Origin of the sequence: Mycobacterium lehmannii, from assembly GCF_001499925.1 — a bacterium.
GTDB lineage: Bacteria > Actinomycetota > Actinomycetes > Mycobacteriales > Mycobacteriaceae > Mycobacterium > Mycobacterium lehmannii.
Map to the genome: position 1 here is coordinate 230,726 of NZ_LQIR01000001.1, position 21,632 is coordinate 252,357.

A 21,632-nucleotide genomic window follows, 5' to 3' on the forward strand; every position below is an offset into this window, starting at 1 on the left:
CCGGCGACGGTGAAGATCGTCGCATGCCACCAACCGACGCCTGCGGGACGCGGGCCGATGCCACCGTCTGCGTCGATCTGGACGGCACCCGGCACCACCTTCGCTGGCCGCGCGACAAGTCACTGGTCGACGCGCTGCTCGACGCCGGTGTCGAGCCTCCGCACTCGTGCCGGGAAGGCCACTGCGGCTCATGCGTCGCGACCGTGGTGTCGGGCGAGGTCGACATGGCCAGCTGCGAGATCCTCGAGCCCGACGACCTGGCCGAGGGCCTGTTCCTCGGCTGTCAGGCCCGACCGGTCAGCGACGATCTGCACGTCGAGTACTGAGCCGGAAACGCCGCCCGCTGACCGGGATTTGATTCCGTTCGCGCTTCCGGTGCGGTAGACCATCAAGTGCAGCCGATAGTGAGGACATCAGCATGAGTGAGCGCGTACTCGACCGGGTGATGCAACTGGCCGAGCAGTTCAAGGATCAGGGCGCCGAGGCCGAGAAGATCGGACGGCTGACCGACGCCACGGTCAAGTCGATGAAGGCGGCCGGGTCCATCCGCCTGCTTCAGCCCAAGAAGCACGGCGGGTACGAGGCTCACCCGCGCGAGTTCGCCGAAACCGTGATGGCCACCGCGGCCCTCGACCCCGCGGCCGGCTGGGTCAACGGCGTGGTGGGTGTGCACCCGTATCAGCTCGCCTACGCCGATCCGCGCGTCGGCGAGGAGGTCTGGGCCGACGACATCGACACCTGGATGGCGTCGCCGTACGCGCCGCAGGGTGTGGCCAAACCCGTCGAGGGCGGCTACATCTTCAACGGGCGCTGGCAGTTCAGCTCCGGGACCGACGCGTGCGACTGGATCATCCTCGGCGCGATGATCGGCGACTCCGACGGCAAACCGCTGATGCCGCCGCAGATGCTGCACATGATCCTTCCGCGACCGGACTACGAGATCGTCGAGGACTCGTGGGACGTGGTCGGGCTGCGGGGCACTGGGTCCAAGGACGTCATCGTCAAAGACGCGTTCGTGCCGGAGTACCGGACAATGGACGCGATGAAGGTGATGGACGGCACCGCTCAGCGCGAGGCTGGCATGACCGAGCCGCTGTACCTGATGCCGTGGTCGACGATGTTCCCGCTCGGCATCTCCGCCGCCACGATCGGCATCGCCGAGGGCGCGCTGGCCGCACACCTGGACTATCAGCGCGAACGCGTGAACTCCAGCGGCGTTGCGATCAAGGACGACCCCTACGTCATGTACGCGATCGGCGAGGCCGCCGCCGACATCAACGCCGCACGCCAGGAACTGCTGGCCAACGCCGACCGCATCTACGACATGGTCGATGCGGGCAAGGAGGTCAGCTTCGAGGACCGGGCCGCGGGCCGCCGCACCCAGATCCGTGCGGTGTGGCGCGCCGTGTCCGCCGTCGACGAGATCTTCGCCCGCTCGGGCGGCAACGCCGCGCGCATGGACAAGCCGTTGCAGCGGTACTGGCGCGATGTGCACGTCGGCCAGCTGCACGCGATCCACGTGCCCGGCACGGTGTTTCACGCCGCGGCGCTGAGCTCGCTCGGCGTGGATCCGCAGGGCCCGCTGCGGGCGATGATCTAGAAAGGGCACGATGAGCGATCTCAAGAGCCTCGGATACGTCAAGGTTCAAGCCACCGACATCGACCGCTGGCGCCACTTCGCGTTCAAGGTGCTCGGCTTCGCCGAGGGCTCCGGTCCCGACGGCGATGCGCTGTATCTGCGCATGGACGAGCGCGCCGCGCGCATCATCGTGGTGCCCGGCGACGTCGACAAGATCGTCACCGTCGGGTGGGAGGTCCGCGACCATGCGGCGTTGACGCGCGTGAAGGCGACGCTCGACGGCGCAGGCGTGGCGGTCAAGGAACTTTCACTCGAGGAGGCCGACGCACGTCGCGTCGAAGAGGTGATCGCTTTCGACGATCCCGCGGGAACGTCCACCGAGGTCTTCCACGGCGCGGTGCTCGACCACAGCCCGGTGGTGACGCCGTACGGCGCCCGATTCGTCACCGGCGATCAGGGATTGGGCCACGTCGTGTTGCCGGCCCTCGACGTGCCGGGGCTCTTCCAGTTCTACACGGAGGTCCTGGGATTCAAGTCGCGCGGGGCGTTCCGCGTTCCGACGCCGCCGGAGTTCGGACCGCTGCGGGTCCGGTTCCTCGGCATCAACGCGCGCCACCACAGCCTGGCGATCTGTCCCGCGATGACGCTGCGCGATCCCGGCCTGATCCACCTGATGGTGGAGGTAGACAGCCTCGACGCGGTCGGGCAGGCCCTCGACCGGGTGGGCAAGGACGGTTTCCAGCTGTCCTCGACGCTGGGCAGGCACACCAACGACAAGATGGTGTCGTTCTACGTGCGGGCGCCCGGCGACTGGGACATCGAGTTCGGCACCGAGGGGATGCGGGTCGACGAAACCTATTACACGGCAGAGGAAATCACCGCCGACAGCTACTGGGGCCACGAGTGGGTGTCCGACCTGCCGGCCGCGATGCGCCCGTGAGCAGCGATCTCACTCCCCTGCCCGCGGCCGACATCGCGAAGTGGGACGAGGAGGCCGACGTCGTCATCGCCGGCTTCGGGATCGCCGGGGCGGCCGCGGCGGTGGAGGCCGCGCGCGCCGGCGCCGACGTCCTGGTGCTCGAACGCACCGGGTCCTGGGGCGGCGCGGCGTCGATGGCCGGCGGGTTCATCTACCTGGGCGGCGGTACACCCATCCAAAAGGCTTGTGGCTTCGACGATTCCGTCGCGAACATGGCCGCGTACCTGAACGTCGCGATGGGCCCCGGCGCCGACGAGAAGCGCATCGCCGACTACTGCGACGGCAGCCTGGAGCATTTCGACTGGCTCGTCGGCTGCGGCGTCCAGTTCAAGCCGGAGTTCTTCGGCGAGCCCGGCTGGGAGCCCATGGGCGATCAGGGGCTGATGTACAGCGGCGGGGAGAACTCCTACCCGTTCAACACGATTGCCACGCCCACGCCGCGCGGACACGTGCCGCAGATGTCGAACAAGAAGCAGGGCGAGGCGAGCGCCGGCTACATGCTGATGAAGCCGCTCGTGGAGACGGCCACCGCGGCCGGGGCGCGGGCGATCTACGACGTTCGTGTGCAGCGGTTGATCGTCGAGTCCGACGGCCGGGTGGTCGGTGTGTACGCGCGCCGGTACGGCGAGGAGATCGCCGTGCGGGCGCGTCGCGGAGTGGTGCTCGCGATGGGCAGCTTCGCCTACAACGAGGCCATGGTCGCTCAGTACGCGCCGCGCATCGCAGGCCGGCCCGCCGCCGCCATCGAGCAGCACGACGGTCAGGCGATCCGGATGGCGCAGGCGCTGGGCGCCGACCTCGCCCACATGGACGCCACCGAGGTGGCCATCTTCATCGACCCGCAGCAGTTGGTGCGGGGCATCCTGGTCAACGGCCGCGGTCAGCGCTACGTCGCCGAGGACACCTATCCCGGCAGGGTCGGACAGCTGACCTTGTATCACCAGGACAACACGGCGTTCCTGATCATCGACGAGAAGTCCCAGGAGGAGGCGATGGCCTCGCTGTCGCCACAGCTGATGCTGCGCCCGCCGACCTGGGTGTGCGAGACGGTGGCCGAACTCGAATCCGAGATGGGGCTGCCGACGGGATCGCTTCAGGCGACCGTCGCCGCCTACAACGCCGGCGCCGCCGCGGGCGAAGATCCGCTGCTCCACAAGAAGCCGCAGTGGCTGCGACCGATCGGCTCGCCGGTCGGCGCGATCGACCTGCGCGAGAGCACCGGCGGATTCACCCTTGGCGGGCTTCTGACGTCGCTGAACGCGGAGGTTCTGCACGTCAGCGGCGAGCCCATCCCCGGGCTGTTCGCAGCGGGCCGCTGCACGGCTGGTCTCGCCGCATGGGGCTACGCGAGCGGTATCTCGTTGGGCGACGGCAGTTTCTACGGCCGGCGGGCGGGGCGGAGCGCGGCGGGCGCCTAGTCCCCGACTGCCGGTCGGCGTGGTACACCATGGACGTATGAAGGCCGTCAGCTGTGAACGAGGCACCCTGTCCGTGGTCGACCGCCCGACACCCTCCCCGGCGCGTGGGCAATTGCTGCTCGAGGTGCGGCGCTGCGGCATCTGCGGATCGGATCTGCACGCGAAGGACCACGCCGACGAGCTGACCGACGTGATGGACGAAGTCGGCTATCCGGACTTCATGCGCCAGGACACGCCGGTCGTCTTGGGCCATGAGTTCGTCGGCGAAGTGGCCGAGCGCGGCGCCGGGGCCCCCAACGAGTTCAGAGTCGGGGCTCCCGTGGTGTCGTTTCCGATGGTGCGCGCGGCCGGCGGGGTGCACATGACCGGGCTGTCGCCGCTGGCGCCCGGTGCGTACGCCGAACACGTCCTCGCCGAAGCCTCGATGAGCTTCGTCGTGCCGAACGGGCTCGACCTCGACATCGCTGCGCTGACCGAACCGATGGCGGTGGCCCTGCATGCGGTGCGCCGCAGCCAGATCGGCAAGCGAGATGTCGCGATCGTGATCGGTTGTGGGCCGGTCGGTCTCGCAGTGATCTGCCATCTCAAGTCGCGCGGGGTGCAGACCATCGTGGCGAGCGACTTCTCTGCGACCCGTCGCGAGATGGCGGCGCGCTGCGGCGCCGACGTCGTCGTCGACCCCGCCGTCGACTCCCCGTACACGGCCGTCGATCAGTCCGGTGTTGTCACCGAGGCCCAACAATTGTTCGAACTCGCCGTCGGCGCGATGGAGAAGCTGCGCCGCGTGCCCGGTTGGTCGCACCTGTACCGGGTCGCCGACAGGCTGGGCGCAGCGTCGCCGAAGCGGCCGGTGGTTTTCGAATGCGTCGGCGTGCCCGGGATCATCGACGGCATCATCCGGGCGGCGCCCTTGCAGTCGCGGGTCGTCGTCGTCGGCGTGTGCATGGGCACCGACCACTTCCGCCCGGCGGTCGCGAACGGCAAGGACATCGACCTGCGGTTCGTCTTCGGCTACACGCCGCTGGAGTTCCGCGACACGCTGCACCTGCTCGCCGAGGGCAAGGTGGACGCTTCGTCCCTCGTCACCGGCACGGTGGGCCTGGACGGCGTGGCCCGCGCCTTCGAGGTGCTGGGCGCGGCCGAGGCGCACGCCAAGATCCTGATCGACCCCCGAAGCGACGCCGTTTCGCCCTAGCCGGGGTTGCAACACGCCGGCGTGCGGCCGTCTCCGCAGGTCGTTGACGTGATCGAAAGTAAATCGTGCTGTTCGTGTGACACCCCGCACACCGGCATGCTACAAATAGGCATATTCCTATTAGAAATATCGCCTGCCTGGTGCAGGTCGCTCTCCGGAGGCCACATGACAACGACTGTCGAAACCCCCAGCGCCGTCCTCGACCGCGTATCGCTGGTTCTTGACGCTTTCGATGGGCCCGGACGACTGACACTGGCGCAGATCGTTCGCCGCACCGGGCTTCCCCGCTCGTCCGCGCACCGCATGCTCGAGCGCCTCGTCCAGCTGCGCTGGCTACGGCGCAACGGGCGCGATTACGAGTTGGGCATGCGGCTGGTCGAGTTGGGTTCGCTCGCCGTGCATCAGGACCGCCTGCACCGCGCGGCTGTGCCCCTGCTGCACGACCTGCATCGCGCCACCGGTCTCGTCGTCCACCTCGCCGTGCTCGACGGCACCGATGTCGTGTACCTGGAGAAGATCGGTGACGGATTGGGCGCAGCCATTCCCAGCCGCGTCGGAGGGCGCCACCCCGCGCACTGTTCGGCGTTGGGCAAGGCGATGCTAGCCACCGCCACCGACCTGAACTACGACGCGATCGACCTGACGAACCGCCGTACCAAGTACTCGATCGGATCGCCCGTCCAGTTGCGCACGGAGCTGGCCAAGGTGCGTTCGCACGGCATCGCGTTCGACCGCGAAGAGGCGCTCACCGGATTCGGTTGTGTCGCAGCGCCGATCGGCGGCCAGGGCGAGGCCGTGGCGGCCGTGTCGGTGTGCGGCCCGATGAACCGGATGATGTTCGACCAGCGTCTCGTCGCGCCGGTGCGGATGACGGCCATGGCAGTGTGGCGCAACGCCGAGGACGGCCCGCGACGGGTGGCCCCGACCCTGCAGCAGGCCCGTCCGCTGCGGAACATGCCCACACCGCGGCCCACGGCGCCCCGCGAGCCGGTGTTGCAGTACGCGTGACACTCGATCCGCAGATCGCCGACCTGATCGAGGCGCTGGACTCCGGATTTCCGCCGGTGCACACCATGACCGGCGCGCAGGCGCGAGCGACGATCCGATCGCGGTTCGTGCCTCCCGCACAGCCCGAGGCCGTCGGATCGGTCGACGACGTGACCATAGCCGGGGATGTCCCGGTTCGGATCTACCGACCGGTGTCGGATGTCCCGGTGCCGGTGGTGGTGTACGCCCATGGCGGTGGATTCGTGTTCTGCGACCTCGACAGCCACGACGGGCTGTGCCGCAATCTGGCGAATCTCCTTTCCGCGGTGGTCATCTCGGTGGACTACCGGCTCGCACCCGAGAGCCGGTGGCCGGCTGCGGCGGAGGACGTCTATGCGGCGACGCGGTGGGCGGCCGAGCACGCCGCGGAGTTCGGTGGCGACCCGGGCCGGCTCGCGGTGGCGGGTGACAGCGCCGGCGGCAACCTCGCGGCGGTCACCACGCTGATGGCGCGCGACCGCGGCGGGCCCGCGCTCTCCGCGCAACTGCTGATCTACCCGATGATCGCCGCGGACTTTGAAACCGAGTCATACCGGCGCTACGGCAAGGGTTTCTACAATCCGCGGCCGGCGCTGCAGTGGTACTGGGACCAGTACGTGCCCTCCCCCGCCGACCGCACCCACCCGTATGCGTCGCCGCTGCAGGCACGCCTCGACGGTCTGCCGCCGGCGGTGGTGGTGATCGCGGGTCATGATCCGTTGCGAGACGAGGGCGTTGCCTACGCCGACGCGTTGGACGCCGCGGGTGTGCCCGTGACGCGGTGCAGTTTCGAGGGCGGGATCCACGGTTTCATGACGATCCCGATGCTCGACATCGCTCACGAGGCGCGGCGCCAAGCGACACAAGAACTCGCGAAGTTGTTGTGAGGCCCTCGAACTAGACCTTCGGCACCGGACCGTAGCGCTGGTGCGGGTCGAGCACGCAGTGGGTCCGGCCGAACACCGTGACCATGCACTTGTTGTTGTGGTTGCAGCGGCTGCGCGTGTCGTGGTCGGCGATCATCGCGTTGACCAGGTCGGGTTCACGCAGCAGTGCCCTGCCCATCGCCATGAAGTCAAAGCCCTCACGCAGCCCTGTCTGGAGATGCTCGTAGTTCGTGATGCCGCCCAGCAGGATCAGCTTGGTGTTGCGGACCACCGGCACGAACTGCCGTGCCGCGTCGAGCATGTAGAGATCGCGGTACGGGTAACTGCCCATGACCCGCTTGCCTGCGAGGCGGACGCCGGGCCGCAGCGCGGACGGCATCACCTCGGCGAATTCCTTGACCGGGACGTCGCCCCGGAACAGGTACATCGGTTTGTAGACCGAGGAACCCTGGGTCAGCTCGATGGCGTCCAGCGCGGAGTCGGCGTCGAGCAGTTGCGCGGTCCGCAGGGCCTCGTCGATCCAGATGCTGCCGGGCAGCCCGTCGTCCATGTCGAGTTTCGCGATGACCGCGATCTGGTTCTTCACGACGTCTCGGATCCGGGTCGCGATTTCGCGGACCAACCGCGACCGGTTGTCGATCGAACCGCCGTATTCGTCGCGGCGCCGGTTGATCCGCGCACTGAGGAACGAGCTCGGCAGGTAGAGATGGCCGAAGTGCAGTTCGACGGCATCGAAGCCGGAGTCGATGGCCACCTGCGCCGCTGTCGCGAATTGTCCGATCACGTCACGGATCTCGGCGCGGGTGATCTCGCGACAGTAGGCGAAGGAGGTGGGGTTGACGAAGCGGCTGGGGGCGACGGCCGTGACGCCGGTCAACTTCTTCGGAGCGACGACGCCGGCGTGGCCGAGCTGCGCCGAGATCGCCGCGCCTGTCGCGTGCACGGCGTCGGTGAGCCTGCGCAGTCCGGGCAGCGCCGCCGGGCTCATCACGATCTGGCCGGGTGCGCTGGCGCCCTCTTTTGAGACGCAGCAGTACGCGACCGTCGTCATGCCGACGCCGCCCTTGGCGAATGCGACGTGAAAGTCAATCAGGTCGTCGGTGACCATGCCGTCGGGCGAGCGGCCCTCTGACGTCGCGGCCTTGATGACCCGGTTGCGCAGCTTCACCGGACCGAGCCGGGACGGCGCGAACGGGTCCAGCGTCTCAACGGGCATCGGACCACGGTGCTCCCCACCGCGGCGGCGGTCAACCGTGTCGTCCCGATGGCCGGGAGCGTCATCGGCGCCACGGACGCCGTCGCTCTAGTGTCGGGCCATGGCCGACGGTGAGGTGTTCGTCATCGACCGGGTCATCACCCGGCCCGGATGCGCACGGCGGTTCGTCGACACGTATCTGGCCGAATACGCGCCGGGTGCGCGTGATCGCGGGATGACGCTTCGCGACGTGCTTGTCAGCCCGCCGATCTGGTTCGACGACCAATCCAACGTGGTCACCGTGACGTGGTCGCTGCCGAGCCCGCAGGCGTGGTGGGAGATGACGTGGAAAGGCAGGCCCGACGCCACGCTCGGAGCGTGGTGGGACGGCGTGGCCGAACTGGTCGTGGAGCGCACCCGCAGCGTCGCCGCCGCGGCAACCGATGTGGACGGACTGTGCGATGTATAGCGTCATCCGGCTGATCGATGTGGCCGGCGCCCCCGAACGTGACCGGCTGCTGAGTGAGCTGCGGGAGGCGTCGGCGGCCAGCGGCGCGGCCCACGCTCTGGTGCAGCCGACGCTGCCGGGCGTGCGCAACGGCGGCGACATCCTCATGCATCTGCGATTCGGCGATGCCGACGGATGGTCCTCGGTGGCACGGTCTTTCGACGCGTTGTTCGACCGCCCCGAGGTCGCCCGCGTCAACGGCGCAACCTATACGGGCGTCTCGAGCGTCGCCCGAGACCTTTCGGCCACCGTCTACCGGACACTGCTGCTGCGAGTGCAACCGGACACCGACGAGGCGACGGTGGCGCGGTTCGAGGACGATCTGCGCCTGCTCCCCCGCTACGTCAGCTCGATCGGTACATGGCAACTCAGTCGCGTCGACGCGGCCGTCGGTGCCTCACCGTGGACCCACGTCTTCGAGCAGGAGTTCCGTGACCTCGACGGCCTGACCGGTCCGTACCTCATGCATCCGATTCACTGGGCGTACGTGGACCGCTGGTTCGACCCCGAATGCCCCGATGTCATCGTCCGCGACCGGGTCTGCCACAGCTTCTGCAGCATGGCTCGACAGTGATTTCGGTGCGCTAACAGTCGCTCGCCGACCGTTAGCGCACCGAAACCGCTAGAAACCGGCGGGCAGGATGTTCGGGTTGGCCGTCGCGGGTGGTTGTAGCGGCGGCAACTCGGCGGTGCCGTCGAGCGTGTGCACGGTCAGCCCTTGCGACCACGGATAGTGCAGGCTGAACGCGACCAGCCCGGTGCGCTCGGCGGCGGGCCGGTGACACATCGCCAGCACCGTCTCGGCCAGATACTCGACCGGCTCGGTCGGAAAGGTATCCGGAATGAGTTGTGCCGCACCGGGAGTACGGATGGCCGTCGACGGGCCGACACAGTTCACCGCGATGTCCGAGTCGAGGAGTTCGGCGGCCACGCCCTGGGTGAAGCGGTGCAGGGCGGCCTTGCAGGAGGCGTAGACGACGTCGCCGGACGTCTTGTTGTACTCGCGGTACGGCCGCACGGGAGCGACACCGGTCACCGACCCGATGTTGACGATCCAGCCTGCACCCCGTTTCCGCATGTGCGGCACGGCGGCCTTGGTCAGCACGAACGGCGTGCGCAGATAGTGCTCGACGGTGCGGTCGAAGGTGTCCAGGCCCATGTCCTCGACGCAGGCATAATCGGCGAAACCCGCGTTGTTGACGAGAATGTCCAGCCCACCCGCGCGTTCGACCACCTCGTCGACCAACCCGCCCCGTTGGTCGGGGTCTTCGAGGTCGGCGGCGATGCCGATCGCGGTGCCGCCCGCCCCCTCGATCAGCTCGACGGTCTCGGCGATCGTCCCCGGCAGGGCCGTCGCCGCACCGCCGCGTATCGACGCCGACGGCTCGAACGATCGCGCGGTGACCACCACAGTCGCGCCCTCGGCGGAAAGGCGTTGCGCCACAGCGCGTCCGATGCCTCGGCTACTGCCGGTGACCAGCGCCGTCTTGCCTGCGAGCAGGCCGGTCATCGGATCACGAAGTGTTCTTCGACGGGCGCGCGATGCTGGTGCCAGATGTCGACCAGGCGGTACGGCGTCGCGACGACCACGCGACCGGATGCCGAACGGTAGTAGGTGTGCGCGTTCGGGGTGTGGCACCACACCGTCCGCGACATCGCCTCGTCGATCTGCGCGACGTAATCGTCGTAGGCCTCCCGCGTCACCTCGATGGTGTCGGCATCGCGCAGCGCGAGCAGTTGCAGACACTCAACGATGTAGTGCGCGAGCACCTCCATCGAGAAGTTGGCGCCCGCACCGTGGCCCGGGCTGTAGTTGGGCGCCGAGGTGATGAACAGGTTCGGGAAGCCCGGCACCGTGCCGCCGCGGTACGCGCGGGGACTGTCGCCCCACTCCTCGCGCAGTGTCCTGCCGTCGCGACCGCGGATGTCGACCGTGGACAGGAAGTCGAGGTGATAGCCGGTGGCGTAGATGATCACGTCGAGATCGATCTGCCGCCCGTCTTCTGTGACGATGCCTGCGGCGTTGACGGCGGCCGGTTCGCTCGCCTCCATGTCGACGTGCTCCCGCGTCAGCGCTGCGTAGTAGCCGCCCGGGTCGCGAATGATGCGCTTACCGTACGGCGCGAAGTCGGGGGTGACCTTCTTCGCCAATTCCGATCCCTCGCCGAACGTCTCGTTGATGTACTCCAAGCACATCTGCAGCAGGACGTCGTTGGCTTGCGAGATCGACAAATGGTCCTTCGCCCACTCGGGGTCGCGCAGGATGACGGGATAGTTGTTGTCGGCCGTCGCCCAATAGGACTTCAGCCGGTGCCAGTTCGCGTAATACGGCACGTGCCGTCCGAGGAACCGCCGGAATTCGGGGACATCGTCGGACAACCGCTTTCGCGGAGCCACCCAGTGCGGTTGCCGTTGGAAAACGGTCAGGTGTTCGACCTCGTCCACACACGCGTCGACGATCTGTACGGCCGTGCATCCCGCGCCGATAACGGCGACCCGCTTACCGGTGAGGTCCAGCGAAGGATCCCACAGCGCCGAGTGAATACTGGTGCCCTCGAACGATTCTCGGCCGGCAACATCGGGAAACCGTGGCCGGTTGAGATAGCCGGCGGCGGTGACGACCACTCGGGCGTAGCTGACGTCGCGGTTCCCGTCGCGGTCGACCGCGTGGATCTGCCACTGGTTTCGCGCGTCGTCCCACCACAGCGCCTCGACCTCGGTGCCGAACCGGGTGTGCTCACGCAGTCCGTGCCTGTCGGCGAGCGACACCAGGTAGTTCTGGTATTCCGCGCCCTGCGGGTAGTAGCTCGACCAGTCGGGGTTGACCTCCCGCGACAGCGAGTAGTACGCCGACGGCGTGTCGACACCGATACCGGGATACTTCGTCGTCAACCAGGTGCCGCCGACCTCGTCGTTGCGGTCGAAGATCTGATACCGCACCCCGGCGTCGGCTGCGGCCAGCGCGGTGATGATGCCCGCGATGCCCGCGCCGACGATCGCGACATTCGTCGTCGGCGGGATCGGCACGGTGCGCGGCAACGTCGGCTGGGAGAGGTGAAAACCGCCCTGCTCGAGCAGGAGCGGAACGAACTCGTCGTCGACGTCGGAGCCGAGCGCCACCGGCAGCGCGCGGGTGAACAGATCGATGTCGTCGGCGGCCATCGCCCCTTCGGCCCGCGGCGAGGACAGCGCCGAGACGACCGCATCGACAAGCGCCGCCATGGTGTCGGCGTCGGTGACGCCTGCGCGCTCGGGCGGATCGGGGATGTGCGTGATCTTGGGCCCGAACCGGTCGAGCACCGACGGGTCACCCGTCAGCTGCGCCAGCACCGCGACCAGGACGCCGGGGTCCGCCTGAGCGAGGTTCGCCCTCAGTTCATCGCGGTCGACGTCCGCGGCGTGCGGCGACGGTATTGCTCGAGCGTCTGCAGTCACGGGCACAAGTATCGGCGCAGCACGGCCGACCGGGCAGTGCCCTGCCTACTGAGCGGGACATCGGTCCTCGCCCCACGCCAGACATGCTTACGCTGCCCGCCATGGATCTGGATGCGGTGGTCGAGCAGGCACGCAGCCACACTCTGGGCGACATCCCACGCCGCTCGGCCCGCAGGCAACCCGACAAGACCGCGATCATCGATGGCGACACGGTGTTGACGTTCGCCGAGTTCGACCAGCTCGTGGACCGGGCCGCGGCGGCGTTGCAGGACAACGGCTTCCGTCCCGGTGACCGGGTGGCGCTGCTGGCGCGCAACTGTTGGCAGTATGCGGTGCTCGCCTTCGCCACCGCCCGCGCAGCGGTGGTGTTGGTGCCGGTCAACTTCATGCTGACGGCCGAGGAGATCGCCTACATCCTCGGCCACAGCAAGGCAGAGGGCTTCATCGTCGAAGCCGAGCTGACAGGCGTCGCGCAGGACGCCATGCGCATCGACGGAGCGGTTCGCACCAGGGCCGCGATCGTCCGGACCGGACAGAGCGTTCCGCCGGGCTGGGACGACTTCGCGCAGTGGCTGTCCACCGCGGCCCCCTCGCCGAATCCCCGCATCGACGACGACCAGCTGGTGCGGTTGATGTACACCAGCGGCACGGAGTCGCGGCCCAAGGGCGCGATGCACACGAGCCGCAGCCTGATGTGGCAGTACGTCAGCACCATCGTCGCCGGTTCGATGGCCGGCGACGACGTCGAAATCCATTCGCTGCCGCTGTATCACTGCGCGCAGCTGGACAACTTCCTGGCCACCGACATCTATCTCGGTGCGACCAGCATCATCCTGCCCGGGCCCGATCCCGAAACGGTGCTGCGCACGATCGCCCGCTACGGGGTGACCAACTACTTCGCGCCTCCGACGGTCTGGATCAGCCTGTTGCGTTGTCCGGTGTTCGACGAGGTCGATCTGTCGAGCCTGCGCAAGGGCTACTACGGCGCTTCGGCGATGCCGATCGAGATCCTCGCCGAGATCCGCGACCGGCTGCCGAACCTCAGGTTGTGGAACTTCTACGGCCAGACCGAGTTGGCACCGCTGGCGTCCGCGCTCGGACCCGACGAGCAGGACACCCACGCCGGTTCGGCGGGACGCCCGGTGGTCAACGTCGAGACGACGATCCTCGACGAGGACGACGCCCCGGTCGCCCCCGGCGTGGTGGGTGAGATCGCCCACCGCAGCCCCCATCTGATGCTCGGCTATCTCGACGACCCGGCCAAGACGGCGGAGGCGTTCCGCGGCGGTTGGTTCCACTCCGGCGATCTCGGTTACTACGACGAACACGGCCTGCTACACGTGGTCGACCGCAAGAAGGACATGATCAAGACGGGTGGCGAGAACGTTGCCAGCCGCGAGGTCGAGGAAGTCCTCTACCGGCACAACGGGGTTCAGGAGGTCGCCGTCTTCGGCCTTCCCCATCCGACGTGGGTCGAGACCGTGGTCGCCGCGGTGGTGTCCCGCGAGGGCGCCAACCTGACCGAGGATGACCTGATCGCGCATTGCCGGCAGCATCTGGCCGGGTTCAAGACCCCCAAGCACGTCCACTTCGTCGACGCACTGCCGAAGAATCCGAGCGGCAAGCTGCTGAAACGTCAACTGCGCGAACGCTTCGCGGCCGAACCGCTGAGCCGCTGAGCCACCGAAGGGAACTGTCTGTTGTTCACAGGACGTATCGCGCGCTTCGACGCGCCCGGAAAGCCATTCGAGATCGAGACCGTGAACCTGGCCGAGGTCGGCCCCGGCGAGATCCTGATCAAGGTCACCAGGACCAACATCTGCGGATCGGACCTACACGCGTGGCACGGCACCTTCGCCACCCGCGGCCTGGGTGGACAACTTCCGACGGTGCTCGGTCACGAAATGGTCGGCGCGGTATCCGAACTCGGTGACGGGGTCACAGCGGACTCGAACGGAGCACCGCTGGCGAAGGGCAGCCGGGTGGTGTTCCCCTACTTCTTTTCCTGCCACCGGTGCCGAAACTGCCTGGCGGGCAGGCGCAACGCGTGCCTGAACCTCGCGATGGCCATGCTCGGACGCGCCGACGCGCCGCCCTACTTCGTCGGCGGCTACGCCGACTACTTCCTGCTGCCCGCCGGGGCGGTCGTGTATACCGTGCCCGACCGGGTCAGCGACGACATCGCGTCGGGCGCCAACTGTGCGCTGTCCCAGGTGATGTACGGCCTCGAGCGCGTTGACCAGCAACTCGGCGAGACCGTCGTCGTGCAGGGCGCCGGCGCACTGGGGCTGTACGCGGTCGCGGTCGCCAAGGCCCGCGGCGCCGGTCGGGTCATCGCCATCGACGGGGTGGCCGAACGGCTCGAGCTGGCAACCGCCTTCGGCGCCGACGCGGTGATCGACATCAACACGGCCGCCACGGTGAAGGACCGCGCGAAGATCATCCGCGACCTGACCGACGGTTACGGCGCCGACGTCGTGGTCGAGGTGGTCGGCCACCCGTCCGCCATCGACGAGGGGCTCAAGATGCTGGGCCAGTTCGGCCGTTACGTCGAGATCGGAAACATCAACATCGGCAAGACCTTCGAATTCGACCCGTCACGTTTCGTTTTCGCCAACAAGACGATGGTCGGGGTCTCGCTGTACGAACCGCCCGTACTGTCGCGGGCGCTGACCTTCCTCGAACAACACCAGGACGCCCTCCCCCTGCACCGGTTGGCTGCAGCGCAGTATCCGCTCGACGACATCAACGAGGCGTTCGCCGCCGCCGAGCACAAGCGCGACGTCCGCGCCAGCATCATTCCCTGATCCCAAGGAGATCCATGCACGACTACACCCGCAAGACGCTGTTCATCGACGGGCAGTGGATGACACCGTCGGCGGCCGACGTGATCGACGTCGTCCACCCCGCCACCGAGAAGGTGATCGGCTGTGTGCCCAACGGATCGGTCGCCGACGTGGACGCGGCCGTGGCCGCCGCCCGCCGAGCCTTCGATCCGCTGATCACCCGCGCCGAGCGCAGTGACCGGCTGGCCCGGGTGATCGCCGCGATGGAGAAGCGGCTGCCCGACATCGCCGAGACCATCAGCCGGGAGATGGGCGCGCCGCTGCGTGTGGCGCAGGGGGTTCAGACCAAGGTGCCACTGGCGGTGGCACGCGGTTTCGCCGACGTCCTCGAGTCCTTCGAATTCGAAGAGCGCGTGGGCAACTCGTTGGTGCTGCGCGAGCCGTACGGCGTCGTCGGCGCCATCACCCCGTGGAACTATCCGCTCTATCAGGTGGTGGCCAAGGTGCTGCCCGCCATCGCCGCGGGCTGCACCGTCGTCCTCAAGCCGAGCAACGAGGCACCGCTGTCGGTGTTCGAGTTCATCGAAGCGGTCGAGGAGGCCGGACTTCCCGACGGTGTGGTGAACCTGGTGTCGGGGCGCGGATCCGTGGTGGGTGAGCGCATCGCGTCGCATCCCGACGTCGACGTGGTGTCGTTCACCGGCTCGACCGCCGTCGGTCGCCGGGTCGCCGAGCTCGCCGCCGGCTCGGTGAAGAAGGTCGCCCTCGAACTCGGGGGCAAGTCCGCCAACGTCATCCTCGACGGCGCCGACCTCACCACCGCGGTGAAGGTCGGTGTGGGCAATGCGTTCCTCAACGGCGGGCAGACCTGCATGGCGTGGACCCGGATGCTGGTGCCGTGCTCGCGCTACGACGAGGCCCTCGAACTGATCAAGGCCGCCGCCGCCAAGTACACCGTCGGCGACCCGTCCGACCCCGACACCCGGATCGGCCCCCTGGCTTCCGCCGCGCAGTTCGAGTCCGTGCGCGGGTTCATCGACCGCGCGCGCCGCGACGGCGCCCGCCTGCTCACGGGCGGATCCGAATCGGTCCGCGACACCGGCTACTACGTCGCCCCGACCGTGTTCGCCGACGTCGACCCCGACTCCGAGCTGGGTCAGGAGGAAGTGTTCGGGCCGGTGCTCGCGGTGATCCCGTTCCGGGACGAAGACGACGCCCTACGCATCGCCAACGGCACGCCCTACGGGCTCGCGGGCGCAGTGTGGGGTCCCGACCTCGACACCGCCATATCTTTCGCAAAGCGCGTGCAGACCGGACAGCTCGACGTCAACGGCGGCGTGTACAACCCCGTCGCGCCGTTCGGCGGCTACAAGAAGTCCGGCGTCGGCCGGGAACTCGGCCGCGCGGGGTTCGAGGAATTCCTGCAGACCAAGTCCCTACAGTTGCCGTCATGAGCACACCGCTGAACATCGCCGCTCACGGTGCGACACAGACGTGGACCATCGACCTGCCCGAGGTCGGCAACGCGATCACCGACAAGGGCTTCATCTCGGCGTTCGAGGCCGCCGTCGACGCCGCCAACGCGGACCTCGACGTGCGCGCGGTGATCCTGACGGGCGCGGGCAAGATCTTCTCCGCGGGCGGCAACGTCAAGGAGATGGCCGACCGCACCGGGATGTTCGGCCTCGACGCCCTCGATCAGCGGCGTGCCTACGTCGACGGGATCCAGCGCATTCCCCGCGCACTCGGCCGCCTGGAGGTCCCGCTGATCGCCGCGGTCAACGGTCCCGCCGTGGGAGCGGGCTGCGACCTCGCCATGATGTGCGACATCCGCGTGGCCTCCGAGCGGGCGTCGTTCGCCGAGAGCTTCGTGCAGATCGGCATCATCCCGGGCGACGGCGGCACCTGGTTCCTGCCCAGGGCGATCGGTTACGAGCGCGCCGCCGAGATGACGTTCACCGGCGACCGCATCGATGCGGCCACCGCCCTGGAGTGGGGCATGGTCACCCGCGTGGTGCCGCACGACGACCTGCTCACGGAGGCGCTCGCCTTGGCCGAGCGGATCACGAAGAACCCCGCTCACGCGCTGCGGATGGCCAAACGTCTGCTGCAGGAATCGCGGGCCGGCTCGCTGGACTCCACGCTGGCCATGGCCGCGGCCATGCAGCCGCTGGCCCACCGCGACCCGGAACACGAACAGCGCATCAGCCGATGGCGGACCGCTCCGTGACGCTCCCCCGCCTGGTTCCCCCGGCGGCCGTCGACGCTGCTGCGACCGCGGCCCTGCGAGCCGAGGTACGAGAGTTCCTCGCCGAGCAGCGTGCCGCGGGTGCTTTCACGCCGTCGGTCGACGCGTGGCTGACGGGATGGGACGAAGACTTCACCAAAGCGCTTGCCGCACAGGGCTATCTCGGGATGACGGTCCCGGTCGAGTACGGCGGACACGGACGCTCCTTCGTCGAACGGTTCGCGGTGACCGAGGAATTGCTCGCCGCGGGCGCACCGGTGGCGGCGCACTGGATCGCCGACCGGCAGATCGTGCCGTCGTTGCTCAAGTACGGCACGGAATTACAGAAGGGGGAGTTCCTTTCGCGGATCGTGCGCGGTGAGTGCTTCTTCGGCATCGGCATGAGCGAACCCGATTCCGGCTCCGATCTCGCGAGCGTGCGCACGAAGGCGGTCCAGGTGGACGGCGGTTGGTCGCTGTCGGGGACGAAGGTGTGGACGTCGGGGGCGCACTACGCGCATGCGTTCATCGCGTTGGCCCGCACGGCCCCGGTCGATCCGGACAACCGCCACGCCGGGTTGAGTCAGTTCATCGTCGACCTACGCGGACCGGGTGTGCACATCCGCCCCGTCGTCTCGATGAACGGCGCACACCACTTCAACGAAGTGATCCTCGACGGCACCTTCGTCCCCGACGACATGGTGTTCGGTGAGATCGGTGCGGGCTGGCGCCAGGTCACCTCGGAGCTGGCCTTCGAGCGCAGCGGACCCGAACGGTTCCTGTCCACCTTCGTGCTGTTACGGATGTGCGGCGAAAAGATGGCCGCACAGGAGCTTTCGCGGGACGCCGGACTCGGCCGCCTTATCGCCCGAACCGCCGGACTGCACCAGATGTCGGCCGCCGTCGCGGGCGCACTGGAGAGGCGCGAGCCCGCCGATGTTCCCGCGGCGGTGGTCAAGGTGCTCGGCACCACCACCGAGGGCGACATCGCCGACCTCGCCGACACGCTGACCGACGCGACCACGAATCCCGACCTTGCCGAACTGGTTTCGCGAGCCGTGGATCAGCGTCCCGGCTTCACGCTGCGCGGCGGCACCAACGAGGTGTTGCGCGGCGTGATCGCGCGAGGATTGGGGCTGCGATGACCGTCGATCCAGCACTGGTCGAGATGATGGACGCGGTCTTCGCCGAGTACCGCGACGCCCACCCGCCCGCGAAGACGGTCGAACGGGACACGGAGTTGTGGCGGCGCCTCGACGAACTGGGCCTGGTCCGACTGACCGGCGCCGAGGAGTCGGGCGGCAGCGGAGCGGGCTGGTTCGAAGCCGCCGAACTGCTGGCGGCCGCCGCCCGCAACGCGGTGCGAACACCGTTGGCCGAACACGACCTACTGGCCTGCTGGCTGCTCGAGGCGAATGGAATGGGCGGCGACGACGCGGTGCGCACCGTGTGCCTGCTCGGCGAGGACGGAACTGCCGAAGGTGTCCCCTGGGCCGCGGCCAGTGACCGGGTGGTCGTCGTCTGGCGCGATGGCGACGGCCATCGCGTCGCCGACATCGACGCCGCCGCACTCTCGATCACGGCCGGCAGCAACGCGATCGGTGAACCCCGCGACTCCGTCGAGGCCGACGTCGCCGCGCTCGACAGTGTCCCGGTGACCTCCGATCTGGTGGCCGAACTGTGGCACAAAGCCGCGCTGGTGCGGGCGATCCAGGTGTGCGCGGCGCTTGACCGGATCGTGCTGTCGTCGGTCGAACACGCCGCGTCGCGAATCCAGTTCGGCCGGCCCCTGTCCCGCTTCCAGGCCGTCCAGCACCTGATCGCCGACTCCGCCGCCGAAGCGGCGTTGGCGCGGGCGGCCACCGAGGGTGCGCTGACGACGGCCGTCACGAACGGTTGGTCGACGGGCAACCTCGCCTTCCGCGTCGCGGCGGCACGCTCCTGCGTCGGTCATGCCACGTCGGTCGTGGTGCGCAACGCCCACCAGGTGCACGGCGCGATCAGTACCACCCTCGAGCACCGGTTGCACGAGTTCACCCGGGCCGCGCTCGCATGGCGATCCGAATTCGGGTCGGTGCGCTATTGGGACGAACGGGTCACCGACGCGACCCTGGCCGCCGGAGCGGACGTGTGGAGCCTGATCGTCGACTGATCCGGCCGCCCGCCCGCGCGGTGTTCCACTGACCGGGCATCACCGCGCCACGTCCCGGTCGGCGACGGTTGACTCGCACCCATGAGCAACGAGATCACGCTGTCCGAGGTCCAGGAGTTCATCGCCGCCTTCTGGTACCACTACGACCAGGGTCATTTCGCCGAACTCGGGGCCCGGCTCGGCGACGAGATGGAATACCTGAGCCGGTCCGATTCCGGGAACTGCCCGTTCGAGGAGCTGCTGGCCGCCGAGTTGCACGGTAAGGACGAGACCTTGGCGTGGTTGACCCAGCACCGCAACGAGAATCCCTACCCGCTGCGCCACCACGCCACCAACGTCTTCCGCACCGGCGTCGACGGGGACGTCACCACCGCGCGCTTCTACCTGTACGTGAACCAGGTGACGAACAACGTCCCGTTCGACGTCTCCAGCGGCGTGGTCGACGTCGGCATCCGCCGCGCCGGCGACGGCCTGGTGTTCACGTCGATGACCGTGATCCTCGACGCCGAGGACTCCGTCACGTTCTCCGAGCACGCCGCCAAGACCGCCACCGCCTCGACCGCCTCGTAACGCGTGGACGCACGCGCGACGTTCGGCGGTGGTGTCGCGGTCATCACCGGCGCCGGCAACGGGATAGGCGCGGGGCTGGCACGCCATGCCGCCGCGCTGGGCATGACCGTCGTACTGGTCGACATCGACGCCTCGGCGATCGCGGCGCTTCGCGGCGAGCTCGCGGGCTCGGTGGACCTGGTGTGCGATGTGCGTGATCCCGAGGCGCTCGAAGGCCTTGCCGCACAGGTGTACTCGGAGATCGGCCCGGTCCGGCTGCTGGTCAACAACGCCGGTGTCGAGCAGTTCGGATATCTGTGGGACACCCCCGTCGCCAATTGGGACCGGCTGGTGGACATCAATGTCAGCGGCGTGTTCTACGGCGTCCGCGCGTTCCTGCCGCGCATGATCGCCGCGGACTCCCCGTCGTGGGTGTGGAACCTGTCGTCGATCGGCGGCGTCGCCGTCGTACCGCTGCAGGCGCCCTACATCGTGAGCAAGCATGCGGTGCTGGCGCTGACCGAATGCCTGCGACTGGAGGTCGAATTGGCCGGCCACGCCGACCGGATCCACGTGCAGGCTGTGCTGCCGGGCGCCGTGAAGTCGAACATCTTCGAGGCCGCCGGCGGCGTCGACGACGGCGACGTCGGGGCCGCCGAAGCGCAGCGGACCGCAATGCTCGACATCAAGGCCGAGGCAATGGATCCGGTCGAAGCGGCGCGAGTGGTCTTCGAACAGGCCGCGGCCGGCGAGTTCTATCTGCTCACCCAACCCGATTACGTCGGCAACGCCATGGCGGAGCGCGCCGAAGTCCTGGCGTCGCGCCGGGCGCCGGCCCTGCGCGCCAAGCGGCGGTTCGACCCCACTCGGCATTGACGGAATTCGATTGAAGGAAGGTCGACGTGCAGATCGCCGACAAGGTGTTCGTGGTGACCGGCGCCGGCAATGGTATGGGCAGGCAAGTCGCGCTTGGACTCGCCCGCCGCGGCGCACGCATTGCTGCGGTCGACCGTGACTCGGTCGGCCTGGCTGGTACGGCGGAACTCGCGAGCATCACCGGCATCCCGATGTCCACGCATGTTCTCGACCTCACCGACGACGAGGCGGTCGCCGCACTACCCGATGCGGTGGCGAAGGCGCACGGACAGATCGACGGACTGGTCAACATCGCCGGCGTCATCCACCGATTCGCCCCCTTTTCCGAGCTCTCCCCAGATGAGACCGACCGCATCATGGCCGTCAACTTCGATGCCACAGTGCGGATGTGCCGCGCCTTCCTGCCGTCCCTGCTGACGCGGCCGGAGGCGAACATCACCAACATGTCGAGTCTCTCCGCGCTGTTGCCGTTCGCCAGCCAAACGCTCTACAGCGCGAGTAAAGGGGCGGTGAAGCAGTTCAGCGAGGGTCTCTACGCCGAACTGTGCGACACCAATGTCCATGTGGTGACGGTGTTTCCGGGCAACATCGACACCAACCTGACGGGGAACTCCGGGGTGGCGATGCTCGACGCCGGTGACAAGAAGGTTCGTTCTGCCACCGCCGAAGCCGCAGGCAAGAAGATTGTCGACGGAATCGCCCGTGACCGCTTCCGAGTCCTGATCGGCACGGACGCATTGGCCCTCGACATCTTGGCCCGGCTGTCGGCGAAGCGCGCTACCCGGTTGGTCGCCAAGCAGATCAAGTCGGTTCTGTGAGG

21 protein-coding genes are annotated in these 21,632 nt (G+C 68.2%); 18 read left to right on the forward strand and 3 right to left on the reverse strand.

What is annotated here, in order from left to right:
- The first annotated feature begins 23 nt into the window (after positions 1-23).
- The 7 genes from AU192_RS01135 to AU192_RS01165 all read left to right on the forward strand — a co-directional run bounded on the left by AU192_RS01135 (position 24) and on the right by AU192_RS01165 (position 7,084).
- Positions 24-326, forward strand: a complete 303-nt coding sequence (locus AU192_RS01135) for a 2Fe-2S iron-sulfur cluster-binding protein (RefSeq protein ID WP_064394172.1) — start codon at positions 24-26, stop codon at positions 324-326.
- A 92-nt stretch (positions 327-418) separates the two neighbouring features.
- Complete coding sequence (locus tag AU192_RS01140) at positions 419-1,600, forward strand: acyl-CoA dehydrogenase family protein (protein WP_064393862.1); 1,182 nt, start codon at positions 419-421, stop codon at positions 1,598-1,600.
- Between the two features lie 10 nt (positions 1,601-1,610).
- Positions 1,611-2,519 (forward strand): biphenyl-2,3-diol 1,2-dioxygenase, encoded by a 909-nt coding sequence (bphC, locus tag AU192_RS01145; protein WP_064393863.1) that lies wholly within the window; start codon positions 1,611-1,613, stop codon positions 2,517-2,519.
- Positions 2,516-3,976 (forward strand): FAD-dependent oxidoreductase, encoded by a 1,461-nt coding sequence (locus AU192_RS01150; RefSeq protein ID WP_064394173.1) that lies wholly within the window; start codon positions 2,516-2,518, stop codon positions 3,974-3,976. Before bphC ends, AU192_RS01150 begins: the two co-directional genes overlap by 4 nt.
- A 37-nt stretch (positions 3,977-4,013) precedes the next feature.
- Complete coding sequence (locus tag AU192_RS01155) at positions 4,014-5,171, forward strand: zinc-binding dehydrogenase (RefSeq protein ID WP_064393864.1); 1,158 nt, start codon at positions 4,014-4,016, stop codon at positions 5,169-5,171.
- A 165-nt stretch (positions 5,172-5,336) separates the two neighbouring features.
- On the forward strand, positions 5,337-6,179 hold the full coding sequence (locus tag AU192_RS01160; RefSeq protein WP_064393865.1) for an IclR family transcriptional regulator: 843 nt from the start codon (positions 5,337-5,339) through the stop codon (positions 6,177-6,179).
- Positions 6,176-7,084 (forward strand): alpha/beta hydrolase, encoded by a 909-nt coding sequence (locus AU192_RS01165; protein WP_064393866.1) that lies wholly within the window; start codon positions 6,176-6,178, stop codon positions 7,082-7,084. Before AU192_RS01160 ends, AU192_RS01165 begins: the two co-directional genes overlap by 4 nt.
- A 10-nt stretch (positions 7,085-7,094) precedes the next feature.
- Here the strand turns inward: AU192_RS01165 and AU192_RS01170 are convergent, their stop codons facing one another.
- Positions 7,095-8,300, reverse strand: a complete 1,206-nt coding sequence (locus AU192_RS01170) for an NADH:flavin oxidoreductase (protein ID WP_064393867.1) — start codon at positions 8,298-8,300, stop codon at positions 7,095-7,097.
- A gap of 100 nt (positions 8,301-8,400) precedes the next feature.
- On the opposite strand from AU192_RS01170, the gene AU192_RS01175 reads away from it, so the two are divergent.
- Both AU192_RS01175 and AU192_RS01180 read left to right on the forward strand, forming a co-directional pair.
- Positions 8,401-8,748 (forward strand): hypothetical protein, encoded by a 348-nt coding sequence (locus tag AU192_RS01175; protein ID WP_064393868.1) that lies wholly within the window; start codon positions 8,401-8,403, stop codon positions 8,746-8,748.
- Positions 8,741-9,361 (forward strand): Dabb family protein, encoded by a 621-nt coding sequence (locus tag AU192_RS01180; protein WP_064393869.1) that lies wholly within the window; start codon positions 8,741-8,743, stop codon positions 9,359-9,361. The genes AU192_RS01175 and AU192_RS01180 overlap by 8 nt, the downstream gene beginning before the upstream one ends.
- Before the next feature lie 48 nt (positions 9,362-9,409).
- Here AU192_RS01180 and AU192_RS01185 read toward each other — a convergent pair whose 3' ends face one another.
- A complete protein-coding gene (locus tag AU192_RS01185; protein WP_064393870.1) occupies positions 9,410-10,297 on the reverse strand; it encodes an SDR family NAD(P)-dependent oxidoreductase in 888 nt (295 codons plus the stop codon).
- Positions 10,294-12,222 carry a flavin-containing monooxygenase gene (locus AU192_RS01190; protein ID WP_064394174.1) on the reverse strand — a complete coding sequence of 643 codons (1,929 nt, stop codon included), beginning with the start codon at positions 12,220-12,222 and terminating at the stop codon, positions 10,294-10,296. Before AU192_RS01190 ends, AU192_RS01185 begins: the two co-directional genes overlap by 4 nt.
- A gap of 101 nt (positions 12,223-12,323) precedes the next feature.
- Between AU192_RS01190 and AU192_RS01195 the strand changes: the two genes are divergently transcribed.
- The 9 genes from AU192_RS01195 (at position 12,324) to AU192_RS01235 (ending at position 21,630) form a co-directional block, all read left to right on the forward strand.
- The gene (locus tag AU192_RS01195; RefSeq protein WP_416171889.1) at positions 12,324-13,901 is read left to right on the forward strand and encodes an acyl-CoA synthetase; all 1,578 of its coding nucleotides are present in this window, start codon (positions 12,324-12,326) and stop codon (positions 13,899-13,901) included.
- A gap of 21 nt (positions 13,902-13,922) precedes the next feature.
- Entirely contained in the window at positions 13,923-15,029 is a 1,107-nt protein-coding gene (locus AU192_RS01200; protein ID WP_064393872.1) for a zinc-binding dehydrogenase, read from the forward strand.
- Between the two features lie 14 nt (positions 15,030-15,043).
- Positions 15,044-16,462: an aldehyde dehydrogenase family protein gene (locus tag AU192_RS01205; protein ID WP_064393873.1), complete on the forward strand. Its 1,419-nt coding sequence runs from the start codon at positions 15,044-15,046 to the stop codon at positions 16,460-16,462.
- Positions 16,459-17,238: a crotonase/enoyl-CoA hydratase family protein gene (locus AU192_RS01210; protein ID WP_064393874.1), complete on the forward strand. Its 780-nt coding sequence runs from the start codon at positions 16,459-16,461 to the stop codon at positions 17,236-17,238. Before AU192_RS01205 ends, AU192_RS01210 begins: the two co-directional genes overlap by 4 nt.
- Complete coding sequence (locus AU192_RS01215; RefSeq protein WP_198957169.1) at positions 17,235-18,380, forward strand: acyl-CoA dehydrogenase family protein; 1,146 nt, start codon at positions 17,235-17,237, stop codon at positions 18,378-18,380. Before AU192_RS01210 ends, AU192_RS01215 begins: the two co-directional genes overlap by 4 nt.
- Complete coding sequence (locus AU192_RS01220) at positions 18,377-19,387, forward strand: acyl-CoA dehydrogenase family protein (protein WP_064393876.1); 1,011 nt, start codon at positions 18,377-18,379, stop codon at positions 19,385-19,387. Before AU192_RS01215 ends, AU192_RS01220 begins: the two co-directional genes overlap by 4 nt.
- 81 nt (positions 19,388-19,468) lie before the next feature.
- Positions 19,469-19,957: a nuclear transport factor 2 family protein gene (locus AU192_RS01225; protein ID WP_064393877.1), complete on the forward strand. Its 489-nt coding sequence runs from the start codon at positions 19,469-19,471 to the stop codon at positions 19,955-19,957.
- Between the two features lie 3 nt (positions 19,958-19,960).
- The gene (locus tag AU192_RS01230) at positions 19,961-20,812 is read left to right on the forward strand and encodes an SDR family oxidoreductase (protein WP_064393878.1); all 852 of its coding nucleotides are present in this window, start codon (positions 19,961-19,963) and stop codon (positions 20,810-20,812) included.
- 26 nt (positions 20,813-20,838) lie between these two features.
- Positions 20,839-21,630 carry an SDR family NAD(P)-dependent oxidoreductase gene (locus AU192_RS01235; RefSeq protein WP_064393879.1) on the forward strand — a complete coding sequence of 264 codons (792 nt, stop codon included), beginning with the start codon at positions 20,839-20,841 and terminating at the stop codon, positions 21,628-21,630.
- Positions 21,631-21,632: the final 2 nt, after the last annotated feature.

Coding starts and splice junctions, on each gene's coding strand:
- AU192_RS01135 (WP_064394172.1), top strand. CDS start 24: ATGCCACCAACCGACGCCTGCGGGACGCGGGCCGATGCCACCGTCTGC.
- AU192_RS01140 (WP_064393862.1), top strand. CDS start 419: ATGAGTGAGCGCGTACTCGACCGGGTGATGCAACTGGCCGAGCAGTTC.
- bphC (WP_064393863.1), top strand. CDS start 1,611: ATGAGCGATCTCAAGAGCCTCGGATACGTCAAGGTTCAAGCCACCGAC.
- AU192_RS01155 (WP_064393864.1), top strand. CDS start 4,014: ATGAAGGCCGTCAGCTGTGAACGAGGCACCCTGTCCGTGGTCGACCGC.
- AU192_RS01160 (WP_064393865.1), top strand. CDS start 5,337: ATGACAACGACTGTCGAAACCCCCAGCGCCGTCCTCGACCGCGTATCG.
- AU192_RS01170 (WP_064393867.1), bottom strand. CDS start 8,300: ATGCCCGTTGAGACGCTGGACCCGTTCGCGCCGTCCCGGCTCGGTCCG.
- AU192_RS01175 (WP_064393868.1), top strand. CDS start 8,401: ATGGCCGACGGTGAGGTGTTCGTCATCGACCGGGTCATCACCCGGCCC.
- AU192_RS01180 (WP_064393869.1), top strand. CDS start 8,741: ATGTATAGCGTCATCCGGCTGATCGATGTGGCCGGCGCCCCCGAACGT.
- AU192_RS01185 (WP_064393870.1), bottom strand. CDS start 10,297: ATGACCGGCCTGCTCGCAGGCAAGACGGCGCTGGTCACCGGCAGTAGC.
- AU192_RS01195 (WP_416171889.1), top strand. CDS start 12,324: ATGGATCTGGATGCGGTGGTCGAGCAGGCACGCAGCCACACTCTGGGC.
- AU192_RS01205 (WP_064393873.1), top strand. CDS start 15,044: ATGCACGACTACACCCGCAAGACGCTGTTCATCGACGGGCAGTGGATG.
- AU192_RS01210 (WP_064393874.1), top strand. CDS start 16,459: ATGAGCACACCGCTGAACATCGCCGCTCACGGTGCGACACAGACGTGG.
- AU192_RS01220 (WP_064393876.1), top strand. CDS start 18,377: ATGACCGTCGATCCAGCACTGGTCGAGATGATGGACGCGGTCTTCGCC.
- AU192_RS01225 (WP_064393877.1), top strand. CDS start 19,469: ATGAGCAACGAGATCACGCTGTCCGAGGTCCAGGAGTTCATCGCCGCC.